The following is a 20757-nucleotide window of genomic DNA, read 5'->3' as shown; positions in this document are numbered from 1 at the left end:
ACATTGCTTACTGCTGCACGCCCCAGCGGCGCACCGTGACGCGTTCGATGGTATCGAAGACGAGATGCTCGACCGCCAGACCGATCACGATGACCGCCGCCAGTCCCGCGAACACGCGGTCCGTATAAAGCTCGTTGCGGTTCTGGAAGATGTACCAGCCTAGCCCGCCCTTGCCCGAACTCGCGCCGAACACGAGTTCCGCGGCAATCAGCGTGCGCCACGCGAACGCCCAGCCCACGCGCAGGCCCGCCAGGATGGACGGCAGCGCGGCCGGCACGAGAATCAGCAGCACGTGACGCAGACCCGTCAGGCCGTAGTTGCGGCCCGTCATGCGCAGGGTCGCGGGCACCGCCTGGAATCCCGCATACGTGTTGAGCGCGAGCGGCCACAGCACCGAATGCACCAGCACGAACAACAGGCTGCCGGTGCCGAGTCCGAACCACAACAGCGCGAGCGGCAATAGCGCGATGGACGGAAGCGGGTTGAACATCGCGGTGAGCATCGAGAGGATGTCGCGGCCGATGCGCGTCGACACGGCCAGCGAGGTCAGCACGAACGCGAGCAGCGCGCCGAGCGCATAGCCGCGCAGCAGCACCGACATGGAGATGCCGATCTTCTCGATCAGTTCACCCGACGCAATGCCCTGCACGAACGCGATGAAGGTCGCGCTGAAGGTGGGCAGCAGCAAGTCGTTGTCGACGCTGCGCGCCGCGATCTCCCAGAGTCCGATCAACACCAGCGCGATGAACGTCTTGCGCAGCCAGGCCTGATCCAGCAGACGCTTCGAGAGCAGCAGCGGCGCTTCGTGGCCGATGCCTTCCGGCGCGGCCAGTTCGACTTCATACTCCGGCCGCACCGGCGGCACGATCAGATGCGGCGTGCTCATTGCGCGGCCTCCTCTTCGAACAGCAAACGATGAATGCGGGCGACGCTCTGCTGGAACTCGCCGCGGCCCATGCTTTCCTGGGTGTATTGATGACTGTTCAGTTCGGCGCGCACGCGTCCGGGATGCGGGCTCAACAACACGATGCGATTGCCGACGATCAGCGCCTCCTCGATCGAATGCGTGACGAACAGCAAGGTGAAGCGCTCGTCGCTCCACAGGCGCAGCAGTTCTTCCTGCATGCGGCGGCGCGTGAGGGCATCGAGCGCGGCGAACGGCTCGTCCATCAGCAGCACGCGCGGCTGCATCGCGAGCGCCCGCGCGATGGCGACACGCTGCTTCATGCCGCCCGAAAGCGTATGCGGATAAGCGTCGGCGAAAGAGGCGAGACCGACCTTGTCGAGATAGTGCAGCGCGCGTTCACGCGCTTCGGCGCGGCCCAGCTTGCGCGCGGCGCGCAGCGGAAAGGCCACGTTCTGCACGACGGTCTTCCACGGCGGCAACTGGTCGAATTCCTGGAACACGACAATGCGATCCGCACCCGGCCCGCGCACGCGTTCCCCGCCAATTTCGATCCGTCCCGCCACCGGCTCGATGAAGCCCGCGACCGCCTTCAGCAAGGTCGACTTGCCGCAGCCCGACGGGCCGAGCAGCACCAGGCGGTCTGCGCCGTAGACATCGAAACTGACATCGTGCGTAGCTCGCACGATCCGTTCGCGCGTGCGGTATTCGAGCGAGACGTGCTCCACGCTGAGCAGCTTGCCGCTCGTCGAAGCCTGCGCTTCGGGTGGCGGCGAATACAACGCTTGAGGATTGGCGGCCATGGGGATTGTGCGGTGAGGCTGAAGAGGCAAACGCTTACGATAGCGGCGCGCGCGCCGCACACGAACCAATCTTTGCGCATAACCAATCCACCTCCGCCGATAAACGCGCGGCCCGTCTCAGCTGCCGTTTTTCGTCGCCGGATCGGTGAAGAAGTAGTCCTGCCACGACTTCGGCTCGTTCTTGATGACGCCGACCCGATGCATGAACTGCGCAAGCCCAAAGGTGTTCTGCGGCGCCACCTTGAACTGCACCGCCGGATCCTTGATGACCTTGATCAGCAAGTCGCGGTCGAGCCGGGCCTGATTCACGCGCAGATAAATATCGGCGGCCTGTTCGGGATGCTGCGTGATGAAGTTCGCCGCATCGGCAAGACCGGCAACGAACGCGCGATACGTCTTCGGGTTGTCGTTGCGGAACTTCTCGGTGGCGTAGAGCACGGTTGCGGAACTCGGGCCGCCGAGCACATCGTAGGAATTGAGCACGATGTGCGCCTTCGGATTGCCCGCGAGTTCCTGCTGCTGGAACGGCGGATTGCCGAAGTGCGCATTGATCTCCGTGCCGCCCGCGATGACTGCGGCGGTGGCATCGGGGTGCGGCACGGCTTGCGTGTACTTGTCGAGACGGTCGTAGGCCTTGTCGCCCCAGGTTTTCGCGGCGGCATATTGCAGCACACGCGATTGCACCGACACGCCCACCGCCGGCACCGCGATGCGGTCCTTGTCGGTGAAGTCGGCGATGGTCTTCACGCGCGGATCGTTCGACACGAGGTAGTACGGAAAATTGCCCAGCGACGCCACGCCCTTCACGTTCTGACGCCCATGCGTGCGGTCCCAGATGGTCAGCAGCGGACCGACGCCGGCCGCCGCGATATCGACGGAACCAGACAGCAGCGCGTCGTTGACGCTCGCGCCGCCCGAGAGCTTCGCCCATTCGACCTTGATATCGAGCCCTTCCTTCTTGCCTTCCTGCTCGATGAACTTCTGGTCGCGCGCGACGTTGAGCAGCAGATAGACGACGCCGAATTGCTCGGCGACCCGCAGCGTGCCCTCGGCCTGCGCGCCCGCAGACGTCACGCCCAACAGGACCGCGAGCGCGGCGCCGAGTGCGCGCGCCGCGCCCTTCCCTTTGCGAGACTGCATCGATGAAACCCCGTAATTGAATGGTTGGTGTGCAGCGGACCGATCAGAAAGGCGCGTCGCCTTCGATGGTCGTGCGATACAGCTTGCGGCGCTGATCGTCGGGCGTGCCGGCCGCAAGATGCATCACCGAGCGGTTGTCCCAGAACACCATGTCGCGCGCCTGCCATTGATGGCGATAGATGAACTCCGGCCGCGTGCTGTGCGCGAAGAGTTCGGCGAGCAAGGACTGGCTTTCGTCTTCAGGCAAGCCGATCACGCGCGTGGTGAAGTGCTCGCTCACGAACAGCGCGCGGCGCTGCGTTTCCGGATGCGTCCGCACGACGGGATGCGTCACCGGCTTGACCTGGGCAATCTGTTCCGCCGAGAGATTCGGCCGCCACGGGCTGCGTTTCTGCAATTCGGCGTACTTGGCCAGATAGGTATGCTCGGCCACGCGCCCTTCCACCGCTTTTTGCAGATGCGCCGGCAAGCTGTCCCACGCGAGATGCTGGTTGGCGAACAGCGTGTCGCCGCCGACCGCCGGCAGCTCCTGCGCATGCAGCAGCGAGCCGAGGCTCGGCTTGTCCTTGTACGACAGGTCCGAATGCCAGAAATGGCCGGCATCGCCCAGGCCGATCGGCTTGCCGTTTTCGGTGATGTTCGAAACGATCAGCACTTCCGGATGGCCCGCCAGGCCGAACTGATGCAGCACGTGGATCTGCAGCGGCCCGAAGCGCTTGCTGAACGCCACCTGCTCGTCCGGCGTGATGCGCTGGTCGCGGAACACGAGCACGTGGTAGTCCAGGTGCGCGCGATGGATGCGCGCGAAATCGGCTGCCGACAATGGCCGCGACAGATCGAGCCCGAGCACTTCGGCGCCGAGCGGGGCATCGAATGGACGGATCTCGATGGGTTGATCGGCGGCGGATGCCTGAATGTCGGCGTCTTGAGAAGTGGTCAGGGTCTTCACGGTCGAGTCGGTCACTTCATCGTTCACTTCGGGGAAGCGAATAATCTAGCGCGCGGCACGACGCCCTACAACGAAGCATCTGCGATGTGCTTATCTGCCCGCGTCATAAGCCCGCGTCATCAGCCGGAAACGCCGCCTCATTCACCCGCGTCGTCGAACGGCAGCTCCACCTGCATGGGTTCGACGGGCGCGCTCTCGTCGTGGCCCGCCAGCGCGCTGACACGCACGCCGAGCAGACGAATGCGCCGTTCGAGCACGATGCGCTTCAGGCATTCGGTCGCGGCGCGGCGAATCTCGACGGGATCGGCCGTCGCGACCGGCACGGTCAGGTCGCGCGTGACGGTGCGGAAGTCGTCGAAACGCAGCTTGATGCCCACCGTGCGGCCGACATAACCCTTGCGCTGGAGATCGTCGGCCACGCGCGTGCAGAGCGCGGTGAACTCGGCGGACAACGTCGCGCGGTCCTGTTTCGGATGGAAATCGCGTTCGAAGGTGGTTTCGCGGCTCATCGACTTCGGCGTGGAGCTGGTGACCACGGGCCGGTCGTCCTCGCCTTGCGCAATGCGGGCGAGCCACGCCGCATAGGTGCGGCCGAAGTGCGTCTGCAGCAAGCCGGGATCGGCGGCGGCGATGTCGCCCACCGTATGGATGCCGAGCGCCGCCAGCCGCTCGTTCGCCTTCGGCCCGATGCCGTTCACCTTGCGCGCCGCGAGCGGCCAGATGCGGGTAGGCAGGTCGTCCATCGTCAGGATGGTGAGGCCGTCGGGCTTGTCGAGCTCGGAGCCGATCTTCGCGAGCAGCTTGTTCGGCGCGATGCAGATGGAACACGTCAGCCCGGTGGCCTCGTGCACGGCATCCTTCATGCGGCGGCCGATCTCGGCGGGCTCGCCGGCCAGGTCGCCGACATCGATATAGATTTCATCGATGCCGCGATTCTCGATCTGCGACGTAAAGGTGGCGACGGCCGCCTTGAAGAGCCGCGAGTAATGGCGGTACGACTCGAAATCGGTGGGCAGCAGGATGGCGTCGGGCGCGAGTTGCGCGGCCTTCATCATGCCCATCGCGGAAAACACGCCGAACTTGCGCGCTTCGTAAGTTGATGTGGTCACGACGCCCCGCCCCGCATAGTCGCGCAGCCGCCGAAAACGGCGCGTGCCGTCGGGCAGCGTTTCCGGCGTGGCGCTGCGCCCGCCGCCCACGACCACCGCCATGCCGCGCAGCTCGGGATAGCGCAACAGCTCCACCGATGCGAAGAACGCATCCATGTCGAGATGCGCGATGCGGCGCGGCGCCGGATGCGGAGCTTGCGGGTTCATCGGCGCGGCCGGTACGCCGCGTCCGATGCGCAAACGACAGGTTTCAACGCAGGGAACATGGGAGTGCGCGTTGCGCGGCGCTGCAAAAACGAGGGATGGCGTTACTGTACATTCATACAGTGATTTGCGCTAGGGAGGCTGTCAAACGGCAGCGGGTTCGCCCACTGGAAATGCCCGTTACACACCATCCGAAGGAAGACAAACCTCCCCGTTGAGCGCTCGGGCCAGGAGCGTGACTCACTCCGGCGTGCGCTTCTCCGCGAGCGCCCGGCGGCAATCGTCGAACACCTGCCGCACGACATCCGACTGAAAGTTGAGGTCTTCGCTGTCGAGGATTTCTTCGACGGCATCCCGCGCCCAGTCCGCTTCGAGCAGCGCGCAATGCTGCGTGGCGATGTCGCGCGCGATGGCCGCGAGTTTGGCGATGGTCAGCCAGTCGGCCAGACGCTGATGCCGGTCCAGCCACTTGTGCGCCGCCTGCACGTGGAAGGTGGCGGCCGGCCAGACGCCGTTGAGGTAGAACGCGCCGAGACTGCCGCACGTGAGCCAGCAGAGCAACTCGATGCGGTCGCGGGCACTGAGGGTACGGGGCACATCGTTCATGGCGGCCTTCACGAAGACGATCGACTGACACGCAAAGCGCGCGGCATGCCGATTTAAAACCCGCTTTGAAACCGTATGAAAGACGATATCACGGGATGGTGCGGCGCGGCAGTGCGTTCACGCTGCACAGCCCCGCCGACAGTGCGCTGGCGAACGCTCATCCATGTCAATCAGGCATGCCATGGAAAGCGCATTGCGCGTGCCCGCGCGCGCTCATTCTTCGCTAATGGACGCGGCCTACTCTGCTCTTGTCGGCCCGCGGTACAGGCCGTTAATCACGACGGGAGTCCATCATGTTCGAACGTTTCTCGAAGTCACTCGGCAGCTTTTTTTCCAGCCACGACGCGCAGGAAGACTATCTGTCCTCATCCACCGATCTCGCCGATCTCGAACGCCGCATGCGCCAGGTCGAGGAACAGGATCATTCGTACAGCATGCACTTTTGCGGCGAGATCGGGCATCACGGCGACGGGCGCTGAAACCTGCGCGTGCCACCGTGCGTTACTTGGTGTCCTCGTGGCCGGCCTGTCCGAGCATCACGGTCCAGCCGAGCCCGCGCACGTTGCGAATCACGCTCGCGCCGAACTTCTTGCGCACGGAATGGATGAGCACGTCCACGGCGTTGCTCTCCACTTCCTTGCCCCAGCCGTACAGCCGGTCTTCCAGCTGGTCGCGCGAAAAGATGGTGCCGGGGCGTTCGAGCAGCGCATGCATCAGCGCGAATTCCCGCGCCGACAGCACGCCCGACGTCTCGCCGCAGGTGAGCGTGCGCTGGTCGAGATTGAGGTTGATGGAATCGTCGCCGAGACGGGACACCGCGTAGCCCGCCTTGCGGCGCAGCACCGCGCGGATGCGCGCGAGCAGTTCCGGCATGTCGAAGGGTTTGAGCAGGTAGTCGTCGGCGCCGAGATCGAGGCCCTGGACGCGCGTATCGAGATCGTCGCGCGCGGTGAGGATCAGCACCGGCGTCGCGTTGCCGGCCGAGCGCGCCTGCCGCAGCAGTTCGATACCGCCCATGCCCGGCAGGCCGAGATCGAGCAGCACCACGGTGTAGTCGGCGGCGCCCAGCGCCTCGCGGCCGGCCTGGCCGTCACGCACCCAGTCGACGGCATAGTCCGCGTCCTTCAAGGCCCGCATGAGGCTCGTGCCGATCTGGATGTCGTCTTCGATGAGAAGAATGCGCATGCTCTGCCCCGCCCCCGTGAAACCCAACGGACCGCACGGCGCCGCCATGCGGACAGGAATGACGCGCCTCGCGCGCCGGCATCGCAACGGGACGATCAAACCCCGCGTGTCCCGCAGCGAATGCATTGTAATCGGCGCAAATTGCGCCGTCTCGTTCAGGCACAGACGGAATCGGGCGCGGCTACGCTTTCGGTGACGGCCTCGGTCACGAAGCCAATCGACGCGACGATGCCCGATTGCCCGTCATCGCGGTTGCGCAGCGTGACATCGCCGCCGTAGCGCGCGGCAATCGCCTTGACGATCGACAGCCCCAGCCCGCTGCCCTCGATATCCGGACAGGCCCGAAAGAAGCGGTCGAAGACGCGCGGCAGCAAGGCCTCGTCGATGCCCGGCCCGGTATCGATCACGTCGATCCACACCCGTTCGCCGTCGCGCCGCATGCGCAGGTCGATGGTGCCGCCATCGGGCGTATAGCGCACCGCATTCGACACCAGGTTCTTCACCGCCATGCCGAGGTCCGTCTCGATGGCGCGGACGTGCGCGCTCACCATCTCCTCGGCGCCGATATCGAGGCCACGGGCGATGGCGATCGGCAGGACATCGGCGACCGCGCCCGTCACGACTTCCGACAGGTCCACGCGTGCGAGCGGCGCGGCGCCGTTCACGGGCGCATCGGCGCGCGCCAGACGCAGCAATTGCGCGATCAGCTTGCCGCTGCGCGCGATGCCCTTGCGCAGTTCCTGGAAGCGCTCCTGATTGCCTGGAGCGATATGCGGCGCCAGATTGTCCGCCTGCAACTGCAGCGCGGTGAGCGGCGTGCGCAGCTCGTGGGCGGCGTCGGCGATGAACTTGCGCTCCTTGTCGATGGCGCCCGCAAGACGTTCGATCATCGTGTTGATCGACTCGATGAAGGGCTTGATCTCGGTCGGCACGCCGACCAGCGACAGCGGCTGGAGATGGCTCGTGTCGATGCCCTGCACCTCGCGGCCCAGCTCGTTCAGTTGCCGCAGCGAGCGGCGCACGACCAGCGCGACCAGGATCCACACCAGCGGCAGCAGCACGACCGTGGGCCACAGCGCGAGGGTGGCGGTTTCTTCGGTCAGGTCGTGGCGCACCGACGCGCGCTGGGCGACCTGGATCGTCATGGTCGGCTCGCGGCGCGTGTAGATGCGCCAATGCTCGCTGTTCGCGACCACGTTGGAGAAGCCGGGGGTTGCATCGCGCGGAAAGCGCAGCGAAGGCTCGGTGGTGCGGAACGGCACCGCCTCGCCCGGCTTCCACACGACCACGACCACGTCGCGGTCGTCCTGACTGCCGCGCGACGGATTGGCGGGAATGCCTTCGGCGAAACCGTCGCGCATGCGCGTCGCCACCTGCACGAGGCGCGTGTCGAGCAGCGCGTTCGTCCCGGCCTGGCTCAGCTTGTAGGAACTCACGCCCTGGATCACGCCGATCACGGTCACGAGAATGCCGAGCGCAATCACCAGCTGGTTTTTCAGCGATTTGATCATGCGAGTCTGCCGTCTCCGGAAGGAACGGGGCGCGCCTGCGGGCGCGGGTTCTGCCGGTTCGATTTTAGGCGACATTCGCGGGGATTCCGGTAGGGAAGGCAACATGTAGAACACTAGGGCGCCAGGCGCCGCGGTAAAAAGTGCGCCAGCCCGTCGGGGCCGGCGCCAAGGCTGAGGAGATACGAGATGTGAACGGACTGGGGAAGTACTTGGGGGAAGCACCGTCCATCCACGTAATCCAGCGTAGCGGCGAAGAATTAGCGATTAATGAGGAGCGCGGCTTCGGTCTTACAGAGTCGAACTTGGTCGAACCTGGTCGAACCGCGCGTTCGACCCTCGCGGCCGGCGCAAGCAGCATTGGCCGGCACGGGATAACATTGCACGGGTCGCCAATTCACCGGCGATGCCGCTCCGAACGAAAGCCAATTGCAAGAATAATTACAGGCCGGAGCATCGCCGCTGTCTCTTCCATTTACGTGCAGGACCCGCAAGTGCGCAGCGGAAGCGGTTGCGCGGCGGGCGGCGCGTCTTTCGACCACCGCATGTCACAGTCCCGTCAAACCGTTCGTCCTCTCGTCATTGCCGCCGTTATGGCTTCGATGGCCATGGTCGCGATCGAGGCCACCATCGTCTCGACCGCCATGCCGCAGATCGCCACGCAGCTCGGCGGCCTCAATCTCTACAGCTGGGTGTTCTCGTCGTTCCTGCTCACGCAGACCGCGCTCACCGTGGTGTTCGGCAAGCTCTCCGACATCTTCGGCCGCAAGCCGGCCGTGCTCACGGGGATCGTTATCTTTCTGATCGGCTCGGTGCTGGCGGGCTTTGCATGGTCGATGCCCGCGATGATCGTGTTCCGGCTGATCCAGGGCGTCGGTGCGGGCGCGATCCTGCCGGTGGCGCTGACCGTGGTCGGCGATCTCTATCCGGCGCGCGAACGCGGCAAGGTGCAGGGCTATCTGGCGAGCGTGTGGGCGGTGTCGGCGGTGCTCGGGCCGATGGTCGGCGGCCTGCTGATCCGCCAGTTCTCGTGGGCGTGGATCTTCTGGATCAACGTGCCAATCGGCATTCTGGCGGCTGCGCTGTTCGTGTTCTTCCTGCACGAGGAAAAGCGCCATGACCGTCCGGCGATCGACCTGGGCGGCGCGTTCCTGTTCACCGCCGCCGTCGCGTCGCTGATGATGGCGCTCACCGACGCGGGCCATGCGAGCAATGTGCGCGTCGGCGTGGAACTGGCCGTGCTGCTGCTCAGTTGCGTGCTGTTTGTCTGGCAGGAACGCCGCGCCGCCGACCCGATGATCTCATTCAGCCTGTGGTCGCACCGTCCGATCGCGGCCAGCAACGCGGCGACCCTGCTCGCCGGCATGGCGATGATGGGCCTCACCACCTTCCTGCCGATGTACGTGCAGGGCGTGATGCACCGCACGCCGGTCGAAGCGGGGCTGGCGCTCACGATGATGATGATCGGCTGGCCGAGCGGCGCGACCTTCACGTCGCGCACCTTCACGCGCATCGGGCTGCGCCGTCTGCTGATGATCGGACCGGTGTTCATTCCGCTCGGCTCGGTGCCGTTCGTGCTGCTGGGGCCCGAGTCGAGCCCGGTGTGGGCGGGCGTGGGCTCGGCGATCGTCGGCTTCGGCATGGGCATTACGAGCGTGTCGTGCCTGATCCTGATCCAGGAGATCGTGCAGCCGCTCGAACGCGGCAGCGCGACTGCGTCGAACCTGTTCTCGCGCAATCTCGGCAACACGCTTGGCGCGGCCGTGTTCGGCGCGGTGCAGAACTTCGGGCTCACGCACACGGATGGCCTGCCTGCCGTCCATGCCGATCAACTCAAGGCGCTGCTGACCTCCGTCACCGGCGACTTCGCGGCCAACGAGGACATTCGCCTCGTGCTGCATCATTCGCTGCACCTGACCTTCACGGCGATGTTCGTGATCGCGCTGGGCGCCGTGGTGTCGATGCTGTTCATGCCGAAGATCGATTTGAGCCGGAAGCGCGAGTCGGTCGGGGCCGTGGGCGCGACCGATGCGACGGATGTGACGGATGCGACGAACGCGGCCAAGAACGCGGCGAACCAGGCGTTCCACTGACGCGCCGCCACCGATGGTCATCTCGACCCGCTTCATCAGCCGCATCACGCTGCTGCGCGACAAGGCGCCGTCGTTCGATGAATATCCGTTCTCGCTGCCCGCGGTGCGCGGGCTGGACACGCTGGAGCCGCACCCGAAGGTCACGTTCCTGGTCGGCGAGAACGGCTCGGGCAAGTCCACCCTGCTGGAAGCCATTGCCGTTGCGATGGGTTTCAATCCCGAAGGCGGCTCGAAGAACTTTCGCTTCGGCACACGGGCTTCGCACTCGCCGCTGCATGAATACCTGCGCATCGCAAAGGGCGTGAAGCGGCCGCGCGACGGTTTCTTTTTGCGCGCCGAGAGTTTCTTCAACGTGGCCACACAGATCGAGGAACTCGACGCCGAACCGGGCCTCGGCGCGCCGGTGATCTCGTCGTACGGCGGCCGGTCATTGCACGAGCAGTCGCACGGCGAGTCGTTCCTGACGCTGCTGATGGAGCGTTTCGGCGGGCAAGGACTCTATCTGCTCGACGAACCCGAGGCGGCGCTGTCCCCGCAGCGCCAGCTTGCCGCGCTGGCGCGCATCCACGACCTGACCGCCGACGCCTCGCAGTTCATCATCGCCACGCATTCGCCGATCCTGATGGCTTACCCCGAAGCGTGGATCTACCAGTTCACGGCGGACGGCATCGAACGGGTCGCGTACGAAGACACCGAGCACTTCAAGGTGACGCGCGCGTTTCTGGCCAATCCGGAACGCATGCTGCGCACGCTGTTCGACAACACCGACGGCGCAGACTGAACGCCCTTAGTCTTGCGACTCCAGCAGCGGACTGGCGTGCTTGACGGTGGCGAGGCTCGTGCTGGCGGGTTCGCTGTCGGCGGCCAGCGCGCGCGAATCGGAGAGATAACGCGACAGCAGCGCGTTGTCGTCCATGTACAGGTTCTGCGGATCGTGGCCGCGGATGAGGGCATAGCAGCCGGCCGCCAGCGCCACGGCCAGGACAACGCCGATGAGTTTTCCGATCATGATCGTGCTCCCGAGGGTTTCAAGGTTCACTTCATGGGCCTCGTCGCACTGCCTGCCACAGGCTCGATCTCCCGAAATGTGCACGCAGTGTACGTTTGCACCCGCGCCATGAAATCCCCCCGGAAGCATGACTCCGAAGCGGTGGCACCCGTCACACGTTGTCCTGAACCGTTACGGCCACCGCGCCTGCGTTGATCGTCAGTTGCGTGCGCTTTTGCAGCGGCGCGGCGGGCGCGCTGCCATCGGCGTTCAGGAACTTCATCTTGTTGAAGATCGCGATGAACTGCGTCGGCGTAACGGTCGCGGTTGCATAGCCGATGCCGTCGTGATCGGCGTACTGCATGTCCGGATTGCTCTGACGGATGAACGCATCGAACAACGCGGGCGCGCTGATCAGCGACGCCAGCGGCATGCCCGCCGAATAGGTCTTCACGTCCTCGAAGAACGGCTGGCTGCTGATGCCCGCCGACATCAGGTCGATCATGACCGGCGTGCCGTTCGCGGGGTCCGGCACGTCGCGCACGATGCCCGCCTGGAACGCATGCAGGTCGCCGGTGATGGCGACGAGATTGCTGATGCCCTGCGCCTTCACGAACGACAGCAAATCCGCCTTGTGCGACGGATAGCCGTCCCACGCGTCGCAGTCGAGCACGAACACGACGTTGTCGGGCGCCGGCGCGAGCGCGCTCAGGTCGAGCCACAGGCGGTTCATCATCACTTCGTTGCCCCAGACCTTCCAGATCGCCGTCGACGCCTTCAGCGTGTCCTTCCACCATTGCGTCTGCGTGGGACTGAGAATGGACGGCACGCGTCCGAGGCGCTGCGTGTCGGCTGCCTCGAACTGCGTGAGCACCTGCTGCTGCACGAAGTAGCGCGAGCCGACGAGGTCGTTGCCGTTCACCGGATCGTGGCCGAGCGCCTGCGCGATCGCCGCTTCGGGCACCACGTGATCGTCGCGATAGAGCCGCTCGTCCGTCATGACGAGATGGATCAGCGAGCCGAAGTGGAAGTCGCGATAAATGCGGATGTTGTCGTAGGCCGGATTGTTCAGATCGAACGACACGTCGCCCCAGTCGACCGGAAGGTATTCTGCCCATGCCTGGTTCGCGTTGCGGCGCCGTGCGGTCTGCTGCACGTTGGCGTTGGTATAGGTCTGGTGGTCCTGCCAGCAGTCGTCGGAGAACTCGTGATCGTCCCAGATCGCGATGACCGGGAAACGCGCATGCACGTTCTGCAAGCGCGCGTCGCCACGGTAGGTGCGGTACAGCGTGCGGTAGTCGTCGAGCGTGTTGGCATACGCGCCGCCGCTTGGCAGGGTGATCGTCGGATGCGCCGGCTCCACCGTGCCGGACGGTGCGACGAAATTGGCTTCGTAGATGTAGTCGCCCAGGTGCACGACGAAATCGAGACCGGTTTCGGCGGCCAGCAGATTGAGGGCTTGCCAGTGATTCGCGCTCCAGTTCTGGCACACGAACCACGCGAAGCGCACTTGCGGAACGGCATCGGTTGCGGCGGCGGCGGTGCGGGTCGTGCCTGTCGCGCTGGCATCGCTGCCCGCGATGAAGCGGTAGTAATACGTGGTCTGCGCCGCCAGCCCGGTGACTTTTGCGCGGACGGTGAAATCGTAGTCGGGCACCGCGCTCAAGGGCACGCTGGCGACGAGCTGCGCGAAGTCCTGTTGCGTGGAGACCTGCAAGGTCAGCGCGACCGGCGTTTGTGAAGCACTCCCGTTCGCTATGCAGCGCGTCCAGAACACCGTTGATACATCGCGCGGGTCGCCGCTCGCGACGCCCTGCGGAAAAGCGAAGGCGCCGGCTGCGGGCGGCGGGGCGGCGCCGCCGCCGGGACTGCTGTCGTCGTCGTGACCGGAGTGACAGGCGGCGAGCGTGCCGGACGCGGCCGCCACCGTGTAGAACGCGGACAGGGAGAGAAAACGTCGACGGTCCATGAGAGCCTCCGTGAGCGGACTTCAGGGCGATGAAGAAGCGGGAGGTCGCTGGATGCGTCGGGCCTGCCGACGGATGAGCGCGGCGCGTTTTCGAAACCGAACCCTTACACGCTATGAAGGGTGGTGGGGAGTGTCAAGCGGCGTTTGCGAGACGGGGAGCTGCCCCACCAGCCCACCGATCCAGAAGCAGAAGTTCACATGCGAAGCTGGTCCGGTCGGCTGTATCGACGGACTCGTCGTGCATGGCCCGACGCTTGCTGCCCGTCTGCAATCCAGGTTCCCCGCACTGGACATGAGCCAGGTGACGGTCGATGAAAACTGGTGTTCACCAGGGCGTTGAGATCCAGAGCTTCTCCGGCTGCGCCATGGCAACCGATTAAACTGTGTTATCAATAGACCCTGTCCACCGAACGTCCGTGCCTTTAAAACGACCGTTCGACTATGTTTGACAGGCTATCGCCGTACTGAAACACAGAATCATGACCCGATCGAAAGCAGCCGCCGTCCCCCACCCCGCCCCGGAACTCGCCCTCCCCGGCCACGCGATGAGCGACGCGCACTATCACGCGCTCGTCAACGCCATCGAGGATTGCGCGATCTTCATGCTCGACCTGAACGGCCGCATCACGAGCTGGAACACCGGCGCGCGCAAGATCAAGGGCTATGAGGCGCACGAGATCATCGGCGAACATCTGTCGCGCTTCTATACCGCGGAATCCGTAGCGCGCGGCTGGCCCGAATACGAGTTGAAACAGGCCTATGCCACCGGCCGTTTCGAAGACGAAGGCTGGCGCGTGCGCAAGGACGGCTCGCTGTTCTGGGCCAACGTCGTCATCACGGCGGCGCGCAACACGCGCGGCGAAATCATCGGCTACGCCAAGTACACGCGCGATCTCACCGCCAAGCGCGCCGAGGAAGAAAAGCTGCGCCTGTCGGAAGAACGCTTCCGGCTGCTCGTGGAAAGCGTCAGCGACTACGCCATCTTCATGCTCGACCCCGACGGCTGCATCGCGAGCTGGAACACGGGCGCGATGCGCATCAAGGGGTATCGGCCGCAGGAGATCCTCGGCAAGCATTTCTCCGCGTTCTATTGCCCCGAGGACCTCGCCGCGAACGTCCCCGAAACCCAGTTGCAGACGGCCATCCGTACCGGACGCGTCGAAACCGAAGGCTGGCGCGTGCGCAAGGACGGCTCGCTGTTCTGGGCCAACGTGGTGATCACCGCGGTGTACGACGAACATCGCGTCCTGCGCGGCTTCGCCAAGGTCACACGCGACATGAGTGAACGCAAGCGCCTGGAGCAGCTCGAAGCGTCATCGCGGCGCATCAGCGAATTTCTCGCGACGCTCGCGCACGAACTGCGCAATCCGCTCGCGCCGGTTCGCAATGCCGTCGGCGTGATGCAGATGGAAGCGGAGCTCAACCCGCGCGTGGCCGCGTGCCGCGACATCATCGACCGGCAGACCTCGCATCTCGGGCGGCTCGTCGACGACCTGCTCGACATGGGCCGCATCACCACCGGCAAGATCGACCTGCGGCTCGCGCGCGCCGACATCAGCGACATCGTCGCGCGCGGCATCGAGCTGGTGCGGCCGTTCACCGACGAACGCACGCAGCAGATCGCCACCCGGCTGCCGGACCAGCCCGTCCTCCTGATGGGCGACAGCACCCGGCTCGTGCAGGTCGTGCAGAACCTGCTCAACAACGCCTCGAAATTCTCGCCGCACGGCAGCACCATCACCGTGGCGGTCGAGTGCGAGCCCAGCGCCATGCTGATCCGCGTGATCGACACCGGGCGCGGCATCTCGCAGAAGGGCCTCACCGCCATCTTCGACCTGTTCGTGCAGGAAGATCATTACCTCGATCCGGGCGAGGCGGGGCTGGGCATCGGCCTCACGCTGTGCCGCTCGATCGTCGAGCTGCACGGCGGCTCCATCAGCGCGGCAAGCCCCGGCGCGCATCAGGGCAGCACGTTCACGGTGCGTCTGCCCTACGCATCCGTCGACGACGCGCCGCGCCCGCATCGCGTGCTCGCGCAGGACGCGACGAGCGGCACCGGCCTGCGCGTGGTGGTCATCGACGACAACCGCGATTCCGCCGACAGCCTCGCCATGCTGCTGCAACTGAAAGGGCACGACGTGCGCATCGCGTATCACGGCAAGGAAGGCATCGACGTGGTGCGGCATTTCCCGCCCGACCTGATCCTGCTCGATCTCGCGCTGCCGGACATCGACGGCTTCGCGGTCCTGCGTTCGCTGCGCTCGTTGCGGCTGCTCAGCGGCGCGATGGTGGTCGCGATGACGGGCTTCGGACAGGAGAGCGACAAGGAACGCTCCGCACAGGCGGGCTTCGAGGGACATCTCGTCAAGCCGGTCAATTTCGCGGAGCTCAATACGCTACTGGACGCGCTGGCGCAGCGCCACTGAGGCGCGGCGCCGTGGCCGTCGGACCGTTGGCCGTCAATTGCGCAGCAGCCGTAACGGAAAGATCAGCCGCGACGCCGCCCATCCGAGCGCACCGCCCAGCAGCGTCTCCCAGGCGCGGGCGGCGAGCAGTGGAATCGAATGAATGCCGTTGACGGCAAGCGTGACGATCAGCACGAAGCCGAATGCGCCGCAGGCAATGTCGTAGCGTTCCGGCAGGGACATCGCATACGCGATCATCGCCAGCGCGGCCAGCGCCCAGATCACCACCGGCCAGTGCTCGGCAAGCGGCAGGCATACGATGCCGAGCGGCACGCCGACGAGCGTTCCATAGATGCGCCGGCGCACGCGCTCCGTCGTGCCCACCGCGGACGTCGCGACCACATAGACGCAGGCCGTGATCGCCCAGGCCGATTCCCGCAGCGAGAACGCGCGATTGAGCAGCACCACGACCAGCGACGCGCAGGCGGCCTGCAAGCCCATCGCCAGCGCGGGCGAAACGGCCTCGCGTCCGTAGGCCGGTTCCGAGCGCAGCGCCGGCAGCACGACGGGATGTTCCGCCGGCCCTGACAGCACGCGCGGCACGAGCGCCGCCAGCATGCCGATCATGAGCGCAAGCAGGATCGCGCCGGTGTCGCCGGGGGTGAGATTCAGTCCATACGCGAGCACCTGGCCGATGTACAACTGCGAGCCCATGCCCGCGCCGGTGGTCCCGAAGCGCTTCAGATAGCCCGCGAAGAACGCGCCGCTCACGAGAATCAGTTCCGCGCCGCCCCGCCCGAGATGACGGAACAGCGGCTCGAACCACGCGAACAGCAGCGCGCCGAATGCGGCGGCCAGACACAGGATGACGAGATCGCGGCTCGATTCCCAACGCGTCGTGCGGGCTTCGGAGACGCTCGCCCACAGCGCGAAGCCTCCGGCGAGCGCTCCCACCAGCGTGCCGCCCGGCACGCCTTGCGTGACGTCCTGCAGCGCGCCGAGCGCCGCCGCGATGCCGTAGGCGGTCACGAGTCGCAAGCCCTTGATGCGCCGGTGCGTGCCGGGGTCGACGCGGTCCAGCCAGTCGAGCGCCGCCTGGGCGCGTAGCGTTGCGTAGCGCATGACGGAGCGCGCGGTATCGACGGGACGCGTGCTTGATGCGTTCGATGTGTCCGGACCGGCGGCAGGCTGTTCGTCGTCCATTGGAAACCCCGCGAAATGACACGGCCGGCAGCCGCGCCTGCCACGCATTCTAGGCGACGCCGCCGTGCTTGCGCATGGAAACGCGCTTCGTAGCCTGTGCTGCCGTCACGATGCAGTCCGCCAGCCGCGCGGCCGCGTCGGGCTCGGCGGAACGCGCGCGCCGCGCCCGTTCGACGAGACCAATATCGCGATGAAACGTATCCTCGCCCAGTGAAAGCGCAGTGACGCCGCGCGGCCATGGCCGCAGCGCGCGCGAATCCGGCAGCAGCGCCACGCCGAGCCCGCGCGCGACGAGTTCGACGATGCCCGGCAGTTCGTCCGCCTCGATCGATTCGCGCACCGCGATGCGTCGCTCGCGCAGGAACAGATCCACCTGCCGCCCGCCGAACGAGCGCCGGTCATAACGGATGAACGGCTCGGTTTCGAGCAGGTCACGCCAATGCGCCCCACGCCGCGCGCCGGACGCCAGCAACACGTACGGCTCCGCATTCAACGTGCGCCATTGCAGTTCCGCCGGCAGCGAGAACGGCGGACGGATGATGACGGCCATGTCCATTTCCCCGGCATCGACCTGGGCGAGCAGATTCAGCGACACGCCCGGCACCAGACGGATGCGCCAGGCCGGCAGCGTCCGCCCGAATGCGGCGATGGCATCCGGCAGCAGCGCCGCATGCGCCGAAGCGATCGCGCCCACCGACAGCGATCCGCCCCGCCCGCCCTCGCCTTCGGGTTCCGCGAGACGCGCATAGAGCGCGATGAGTTCGTCGGCGAGTTCGAGGGTACGCTTGCCCGCCTTGTTGAGCGTCGCCGAGCGGCCGGTGCGGTCGAACAGCGCGAAGCCCAGATGCGCTTCAAGCCGCTGCATCTGCGCGCTGACAGCCGACTGCGTGAGCCCGATGCGCGCGCCCGCGCCCGCGAAAGTGCCGTGACGCGCCACGGCGATAAAGGTCTGGAGTTCGCGCAACATGTTCGATTCATCGAAATTTGTGGGGCTCAGTCCAGCAATATATCGTTTTCAAACAGAAATATTCATGAATACACTGTCGGCTCGTCCCCGCCGTACCCGTATAGAAAAGGAATCTTCATCATGAGCACCACCCAGCACGCCATGCCGCCGTTCCATCTGGCCTTCCCGGTTCATAGCCTCGCCGCCGCCCGCGCCTTCTACGGCGACTTGCTCGGCTGCCCCGAAGGACGCAGTTCCGAAGCCTGGGTCGACTTCGATTTCTACGGCCATCAGATCGTCGCGCATCTGGCGCCGGAGGAGATCGGCCATCGATCGACCAGCGCCGTCGACGGCGACGCCGTGCCGGTGCGCCACTTCGGCGTCGTGCTCTCGATTCCCCAATGGGAAGAGCTTGCGGAGAAGCTGCGCGCCGCGCAGACGCGCTTCATCATCGAGCCGCACGTGCGCTTCAAGGGCGAGGTCGGCGAGCAGGCGACGATGTTCTTCCTCGATCCGTCGGGCAATGCGGTCGAGATCAAGGCCTTCGCCGACATGTCCTCGCTGTTCGCGAAGTAAGGCTTCCCGATCGGGCGCCGCGTCTTCCCGCTTTCAAACATGCTTCGTGTGTCTGACGGATTGTTTCCAATATAGAATCCGCCGAGCGCACTGTGCGCGACAGTGGTAACGATAACGAGGAGACGCGTGTATGGAACCTTTGCAAGGACGCCGACGCTTTCTCGGCGCGGCGCTGTGCAGCACGATCGCGGCATGCGGCGGTTCGGATTCCGACGATTCCGGCGCAGCCACTTCTTCCGGCAGTAACCCGACCGGCCCCGTGCCGGATGCGCAGGTCAACGCCGCGCTCTCCCAACTCGATACCCTCGCCAATAACCTGATGACCGCCACCGGCATTCCCGGCATGGCGGTCGCGGTCGTGCGCGGCACGCAGACGGTCTATGCGAAGGGCTACGGCACGCGGCTCGTAGGCTCGGGCCAGGCGGTCGATGCGGACACCGTGTTCCAGCTCGCGTCGGTGTCGAAGTCGGTGGGCGCGGCAGTGGTCGCGCGTCAGGTCGGCACCGGCTCGATTGCATGGAATACGCCGGTGCGCGCGCAACTGCCGTGGTTCACGTTGTCAGACGAAGAGGTCAGCGCGGCCGTGACCATTGGCGATCTTTACTCGCACCAGTCCGGCCTGCCCGATCACGCGGGCGACACGCTCGAGGACATGGGCTACGGGCGCATGGACGTGCTGCAACGGCTGCGCTATCTGCCGCTGCATCCGTTCCGTCATTCATACTTCTATACCAACTTCGGGCTCACGGCGGGGGCGCAGGCCGTTGCAACGGCGGCGGGCATCGACTGGGAAACGCTCTCCGACAACGTGCTGTATCAACCGCTCGGCATGAGCAGCACCAGTTCCCGTTACGCCGATTTCGTCGCGCGTCCGAACCGCGCGCTCGGGCACGTCAAGGTGGGCAACGCGTGGGTGCAGGGCACGGGCACGATGCCCGATGCGCAATCGCCGGCGGGCGGCGTGAGTTCGTCGGTCAACGACATGGCGAAGTGGCTCGCGATGATGCTCGGCGCGGGCGTCTTCAACGGCAAGCGCATCGTCGATGCCGTCGCTCTCGCCGCCGCCACCACCGCGCAAGTACAAAGTTCTCCGCCCGGCGGCGGCGATCCGGCCGGCTACTACGGTTATGGCTTCAATGTAGGAACGACAAGCGCGGGGCGGCCGTCGTACAGTCATTCGGGCGCGTTTGCGCTGGGGGCGGCGACCAATTTCATGGTGGTGCCATCGACGAATCTGGCCATCGTCACGTTGACGAATGCGTTTCCGATCGGCGTGGCGGAAGCGCTCAACCAGCAGTTCTTCGACATCGTGCAGACCGGCTCGATCCAGCGCGACTGGTTCAAGCTTTACAACGATGCACTGGCGTCCCTCGCCAAGCCGAGCGGCTCGCTCGTGGGCGTGACGCCGCCAGCTGCGCCGCTGCCGGCGCGCGCGCTGTCCACCTACACCGGCACGTACCAGAACGACTACTTCGGGCCGATCCAGGTCAGCGAGCAGAATGGCGCGCTTGTCATTGTCATCGGGCCGCGTCCGCTGACGCTCACGCTGTCGCACTGGGACGGCGATGTCTTCACGTTCACGCTCGTCAACGAAAACGCCAATCCGGGTTCGATCTCGAAGGCTTCGTTTTCGAGCGATCGCGTGACGCTCGAGTACTACGATGCGGACGGACTGGGCACGTTCATCCGCTGAGTGTCGGACGCCATAAAACGCAACGGGACGCCGCGCGGCGTCCCGTTGTGCTTTGGGCGCGAATTACTTGCCGGAGCCGCTGGCCGTCACCGGCGCGCCCGGACCGCTCGGCGTGGCGGTGCCGCCCGGCTCGGTGGACGGGCCCGCTGCCATCGGGCTCTTCTGCGTCTTTTTCGAATGCGATGACGACTTGTGCGAATGCGACATCGAATGACCCGGCTGCGTGGTCGTCTGCGCGTTGTCGCCGGCTTGCAGGCCCGTGCTCGAACTCGGCGGATTGTCCTGCGCGAAAGCGGATGCGCACACGAGAGCGAAGGCACCGGCAGCAGTGGTAAGGGCAAAACGTTTCATATCGAAAGCTCCTGATGACGATTGTCGGAATGCGATTCTTGCGGCGTGTCATGCCTGCTGGCCGTCGGAACGCTGCACGCGACGGCCGGTCGCATCTCAGGAGCCAGCACACGCTATGCCACGGT

Annotated in this window: 19 protein-coding genes; 6 read left to right on the top strand and 13 right to left on the bottom strand. The window is 65.6% G+C overall.

From position 1 onward, the window contains the following. Window positions 1–7: 7 nt before the first annotated feature. From QCE83_RS28910 to QCE83_RS28885, 6 genes are all read right to left on the bottom strand, one after another. Window positions 8–886 carry an ABC transporter permease gene (locus QCE83_RS28910; RefSeq protein ID WP_309819324.1) on the bottom strand — a complete coding sequence of 293 codons (879 nt, stop codon included), beginning with the start codon at window positions 884–886 and terminating at the stop codon, window positions 8–10. Next, window positions 883–1707, bottom strand: coding sequence for an ABC transporter ATP-binding protein (locus tag QCE83_RS28905; RefSeq protein ID WP_309819323.1), 825 nt, complete (start codon window positions 1705–1707; stop codon window positions 883–885). Before QCE83_RS28905 ends, QCE83_RS28910 begins: the two co-directional genes overlap by 4 nt. A gap of 117 nt (window positions 1708–1824) precedes the next feature. Beyond that, window positions 1825–2847 carry an ABC transporter substrate-binding protein gene (locus tag QCE83_RS28900; protein ID WP_309819322.1) on the bottom strand — a complete coding sequence of 341 codons (1023 nt, stop codon included), beginning with the start codon at window positions 2845–2847 and terminating at the stop codon, window positions 1825–1827. A 43-nt stretch (window positions 2848–2890) separates the two neighbouring features. Beyond that, window positions 2891–3787, bottom strand: a complete 897-nt coding sequence (locus tag QCE83_RS28895) for a TauD/TfdA family dioxygenase (protein WP_309821165.1) — start codon at window positions 3785–3787, stop codon at window positions 2891–2893. Window positions 3788–3933: 146 nt separating this feature from the next. Continuing rightward, window positions 3934–5112 carry a DNA polymerase IV gene (dinB, locus tag QCE83_RS28890; RefSeq protein WP_309819320.1) on the bottom strand — a complete coding sequence of 393 codons (1179 nt, stop codon included), beginning with the start codon at window positions 5110–5112 and terminating at the stop codon, window positions 3934–3936. Between the two features lie 237 nt (window positions 5113–5349). Next, the gene (locus tag QCE83_RS28885; RefSeq protein ID WP_309819319.1) at window positions 5350–5715 is read right to left on the bottom strand and encodes a hypothetical protein; all 366 of its coding nucleotides are present in this window, start codon (window positions 5713–5715) and stop codon (window positions 5350–5352) included. A gap of 293 nt (window positions 5716–6008) precedes the next feature. Between QCE83_RS28885 and QCE83_RS28880 the strand changes: the two genes are divergently transcribed. Continuing rightward, complete coding sequence (locus tag QCE83_RS28880; protein ID WP_309819318.1) at window positions 6009–6194, top strand: DUF3563 family protein; 186 nt, start codon at window positions 6009–6011, stop codon at window positions 6192–6194. 22 nt (window positions 6195–6216) lie between these two features. Here QCE83_RS28880 and QCE83_RS28875 read toward each other — a convergent pair whose 3' ends face one another. Next, on the bottom strand, window positions 6217–6900 hold the full coding sequence (locus QCE83_RS28875; RefSeq protein WP_309819317.1) for a response regulator transcription factor: 684 nt from the start codon (window positions 6898–6900) through the stop codon (window positions 6217–6219). Between the two features lie 155 nt (window positions 6901–7055). After that, window positions 7056–8411, bottom strand: coding sequence for an ATP-binding protein (locus QCE83_RS28870; protein WP_309819316.1), 1356 nt, complete (start codon window positions 8409–8411; stop codon window positions 7056–7058). Between the two features lie 542 nt (window positions 8412–8953). Here QCE83_RS28870 and QCE83_RS28865 point away from each other — a divergent pair. Continuing rightward, window positions 8954–10501 carry an MDR family MFS transporter gene (locus tag QCE83_RS28865; protein ID WP_309819315.1) on the top strand — a complete coding sequence of 516 codons (1548 nt, stop codon included), beginning with the start codon at window positions 8954–8956 and terminating at the stop codon, window positions 10499–10501. Between the two features lie 13 nt (window positions 10502–10514). Then, the gene (locus QCE83_RS28860) at window positions 10515–11282 is read left to right on the top strand and encodes an AAA family ATPase (RefSeq protein WP_309819314.1); all 768 of its coding nucleotides are present in this window, start codon (window positions 10515–10517) and stop codon (window positions 11280–11282) included. Window positions 11283–11288: 6 nt separating this feature from the next. On the opposite strand, the gene QCE83_RS28855 is transcribed toward QCE83_RS28860, so the two are convergent. Together QCE83_RS28855 and QCE83_RS28850 are read right to left on the bottom strand one after the other, a co-directional pair. Continuing rightward, complete coding sequence (locus tag QCE83_RS28855; RefSeq protein ID WP_309819313.1) at window positions 11289–11510, bottom strand: hypothetical protein; 222 nt, start codon at window positions 11508–11510, stop codon at window positions 11289–11291. Between the two features lie 151 nt (window positions 11511–11661). Then, window positions 11662–13458: an alkaline phosphatase D family protein gene (locus QCE83_RS28850; RefSeq protein WP_309819312.1), complete on the bottom strand. Its 1797-nt coding sequence runs from the start codon at window positions 13456–13458 to the stop codon at window positions 11662–11664. 545 nt (window positions 13459–14003) lie between these two features. Between QCE83_RS28850 and QCE83_RS28845 the strand changes: the two genes are divergently transcribed. Then, window positions 14004–15884, top strand: coding sequence for a PAS domain S-box protein (locus QCE83_RS28845; RefSeq protein ID WP_309821164.1), 1881 nt, complete (start codon window positions 14004–14006; stop codon window positions 15882–15884). A 33-nt stretch (window positions 15885–15917) separates the two neighbouring features. Here the strand turns inward: QCE83_RS28845 and QCE83_RS28840 are convergent, their stop codons facing one another. Together QCE83_RS28840 and QCE83_RS28835 are read right to left on the bottom strand one after the other, a co-directional pair. Further along, window positions 15918–17066: an FUSC family protein gene (locus QCE83_RS28840; RefSeq protein ID WP_404985799.1), complete on the bottom strand. Its 1149-nt coding sequence runs from the start codon at window positions 17064–17066 to the stop codon at window positions 15918–15920. A gap of 49 nt (window positions 17067–17115) precedes the next feature. Further along, window positions 17116–18033, bottom strand: a complete 918-nt coding sequence (locus tag QCE83_RS28835; protein ID WP_309819311.1) for a LysR family transcriptional regulator — start codon at window positions 18031–18033, stop codon at window positions 17116–17118. Window positions 18034–18153: 120 nt separating this feature from the next. Between QCE83_RS28835 and QCE83_RS28830 the strand changes: the two genes are divergently transcribed. Beyond that, window positions 18154–18588, top strand: a complete 435-nt coding sequence (locus QCE83_RS28830) for a VOC family protein (RefSeq protein WP_309819310.1) — start codon at window positions 18154–18156, stop codon at window positions 18586–18588. 130 nt (window positions 18589–18718) lie between these two features. Beyond that, window positions 18719–20281 (top strand): serine hydrolase, encoded by a 1563-nt coding sequence (locus QCE83_RS28825; protein ID WP_309819309.1) that lies wholly within the window; start codon window positions 18719–18721, stop codon window positions 20279–20281. 63 nt (window positions 20282–20344) lie between these two features. Here the strand turns inward: QCE83_RS28825 and QCE83_RS28820 are convergent, their stop codons facing one another. Continuing rightward, window positions 20345–20632, bottom strand: coding sequence for a hypothetical protein (locus QCE83_RS28820; protein ID WP_309819307.1), 288 nt, complete (start codon window positions 20630–20632; stop codon window positions 20345–20347). Window positions 20633–20757: the final 125 nt, after the last annotated feature.

It is taken from the genome of Caballeronia sp. LZ034LL (genome assembly GCF_031451215.1).
Classification (GTDB): Bacteria; Pseudomonadota; Gammaproteobacteria; order Burkholderiales; family Burkholderiaceae; genus Caballeronia.
Note: the sequence above shows the minus strand (reverse complement) of the source record. Positions and strands in the feature narration are given on the sequence as shown.

Coding starts and splice junctions, on each gene's coding strand:
- QCE83_RS28910 (WP_309819324.1), bottom strand. CDS start 886: ATGAGCACGCCGCATCTGATCGTGCCGCCGGTGCGGCCGGAGTATGAA.
- QCE83_RS28905 (WP_309819323.1), bottom strand. CDS start 1,707: ATGGCCGCCAATCCTCAAGCGTTGTATTCGCCGCCACCCGAAGCGCAG.
- QCE83_RS28900 (WP_309819322.1), bottom strand. CDS start 2,847: ATGCAGTCTCGCAAAGGGAAGGGCGCGGCGCGCGCACTCGGCGCCGCG.
- dinB (WP_309819320.1), bottom strand. CDS start 5,112: ATGAACCCGCAAGCTCCGCATCCGGCGCCGCGCCGCATCGCGCATCTC.
- QCE83_RS28885 (WP_309819319.1), bottom strand. CDS start 5,715: ATGAACGATGTGCCCCGTACCCTCAGTGCCCGCGACCGCATCGAGTTG.
- QCE83_RS28880 (WP_309819318.1), top strand. CDS start 6,009: ATGTTCGAACGTTTCTCGAAGTCACTCGGCAGCTTTTTTTCCAGCCAC.
- QCE83_RS28875 (WP_309819317.1), bottom strand. CDS start 6,900: ATGCGCATTCTTCTCATCGAAGACGACATCCAGATCGGCACGAGCCTC.
- QCE83_RS28870 (WP_309819316.1), bottom strand. CDS start 8,411: ATGATCAAATCGCTGAAAAACCAGCTGGTGATTGCGCTCGGCATTCTC.
- QCE83_RS28865 (WP_309819315.1), top strand. CDS start 8,954: ATGTCACAGTCCCGTCAAACCGTTCGTCCTCTCGTCATTGCCGCCGTT.
- QCE83_RS28860 (WP_309819314.1), top strand. CDS start 10,515: ATGGTCATCTCGACCCGCTTCATCAGCCGCATCACGCTGCTGCGCGAC.
- QCE83_RS28855 (WP_309819313.1), bottom strand. CDS start 11,510: ATGATCGGAAAACTCATCGGCGTTGTCCTGGCCGTGGCGCTGGCGGCC.
- QCE83_RS28850 (WP_309819312.1), bottom strand. CDS start 13,458: ATGGACCGTCGACGTTTTCTCTCCCTGTCCGCGTTCTACACGGTGGCG.
- QCE83_RS28845 (WP_309821164.1), top strand. CDS start 14,004: ATGAGCGACGCGCACTATCACGCGCTCGTCAACGCCATCGAGGATTGC.
- QCE83_RS28840 (WP_404985799.1), bottom strand. CDS start 17,066: ATGGACGACGAACAGCCTGCCGCCGGTCCGGACACATCGAACGCATCA.
- QCE83_RS28835 (WP_309819311.1), bottom strand. CDS start 18,033: ATGTTGCGCGAACTCCAGACCTTTATCGCCGTGGCGCGTCACGGCACT.
- QCE83_RS28830 (WP_309819310.1), top strand. CDS start 18,154: ATGAGCACCACCCAGCACGCCATGCCGCCGTTCCATCTGGCCTTCCCG.
- QCE83_RS28825 (WP_309819309.1), top strand. CDS start 18,719: ATGGAACCTTTGCAAGGACGCCGACGCTTTCTCGGCGCGGCGCTGTGC.
- QCE83_RS28820 (WP_309819307.1), bottom strand. CDS start 20,632: ATGAAACGTTTTGCCCTTACCACTGCTGCCGGTGCCTTCGCTCTCGTG.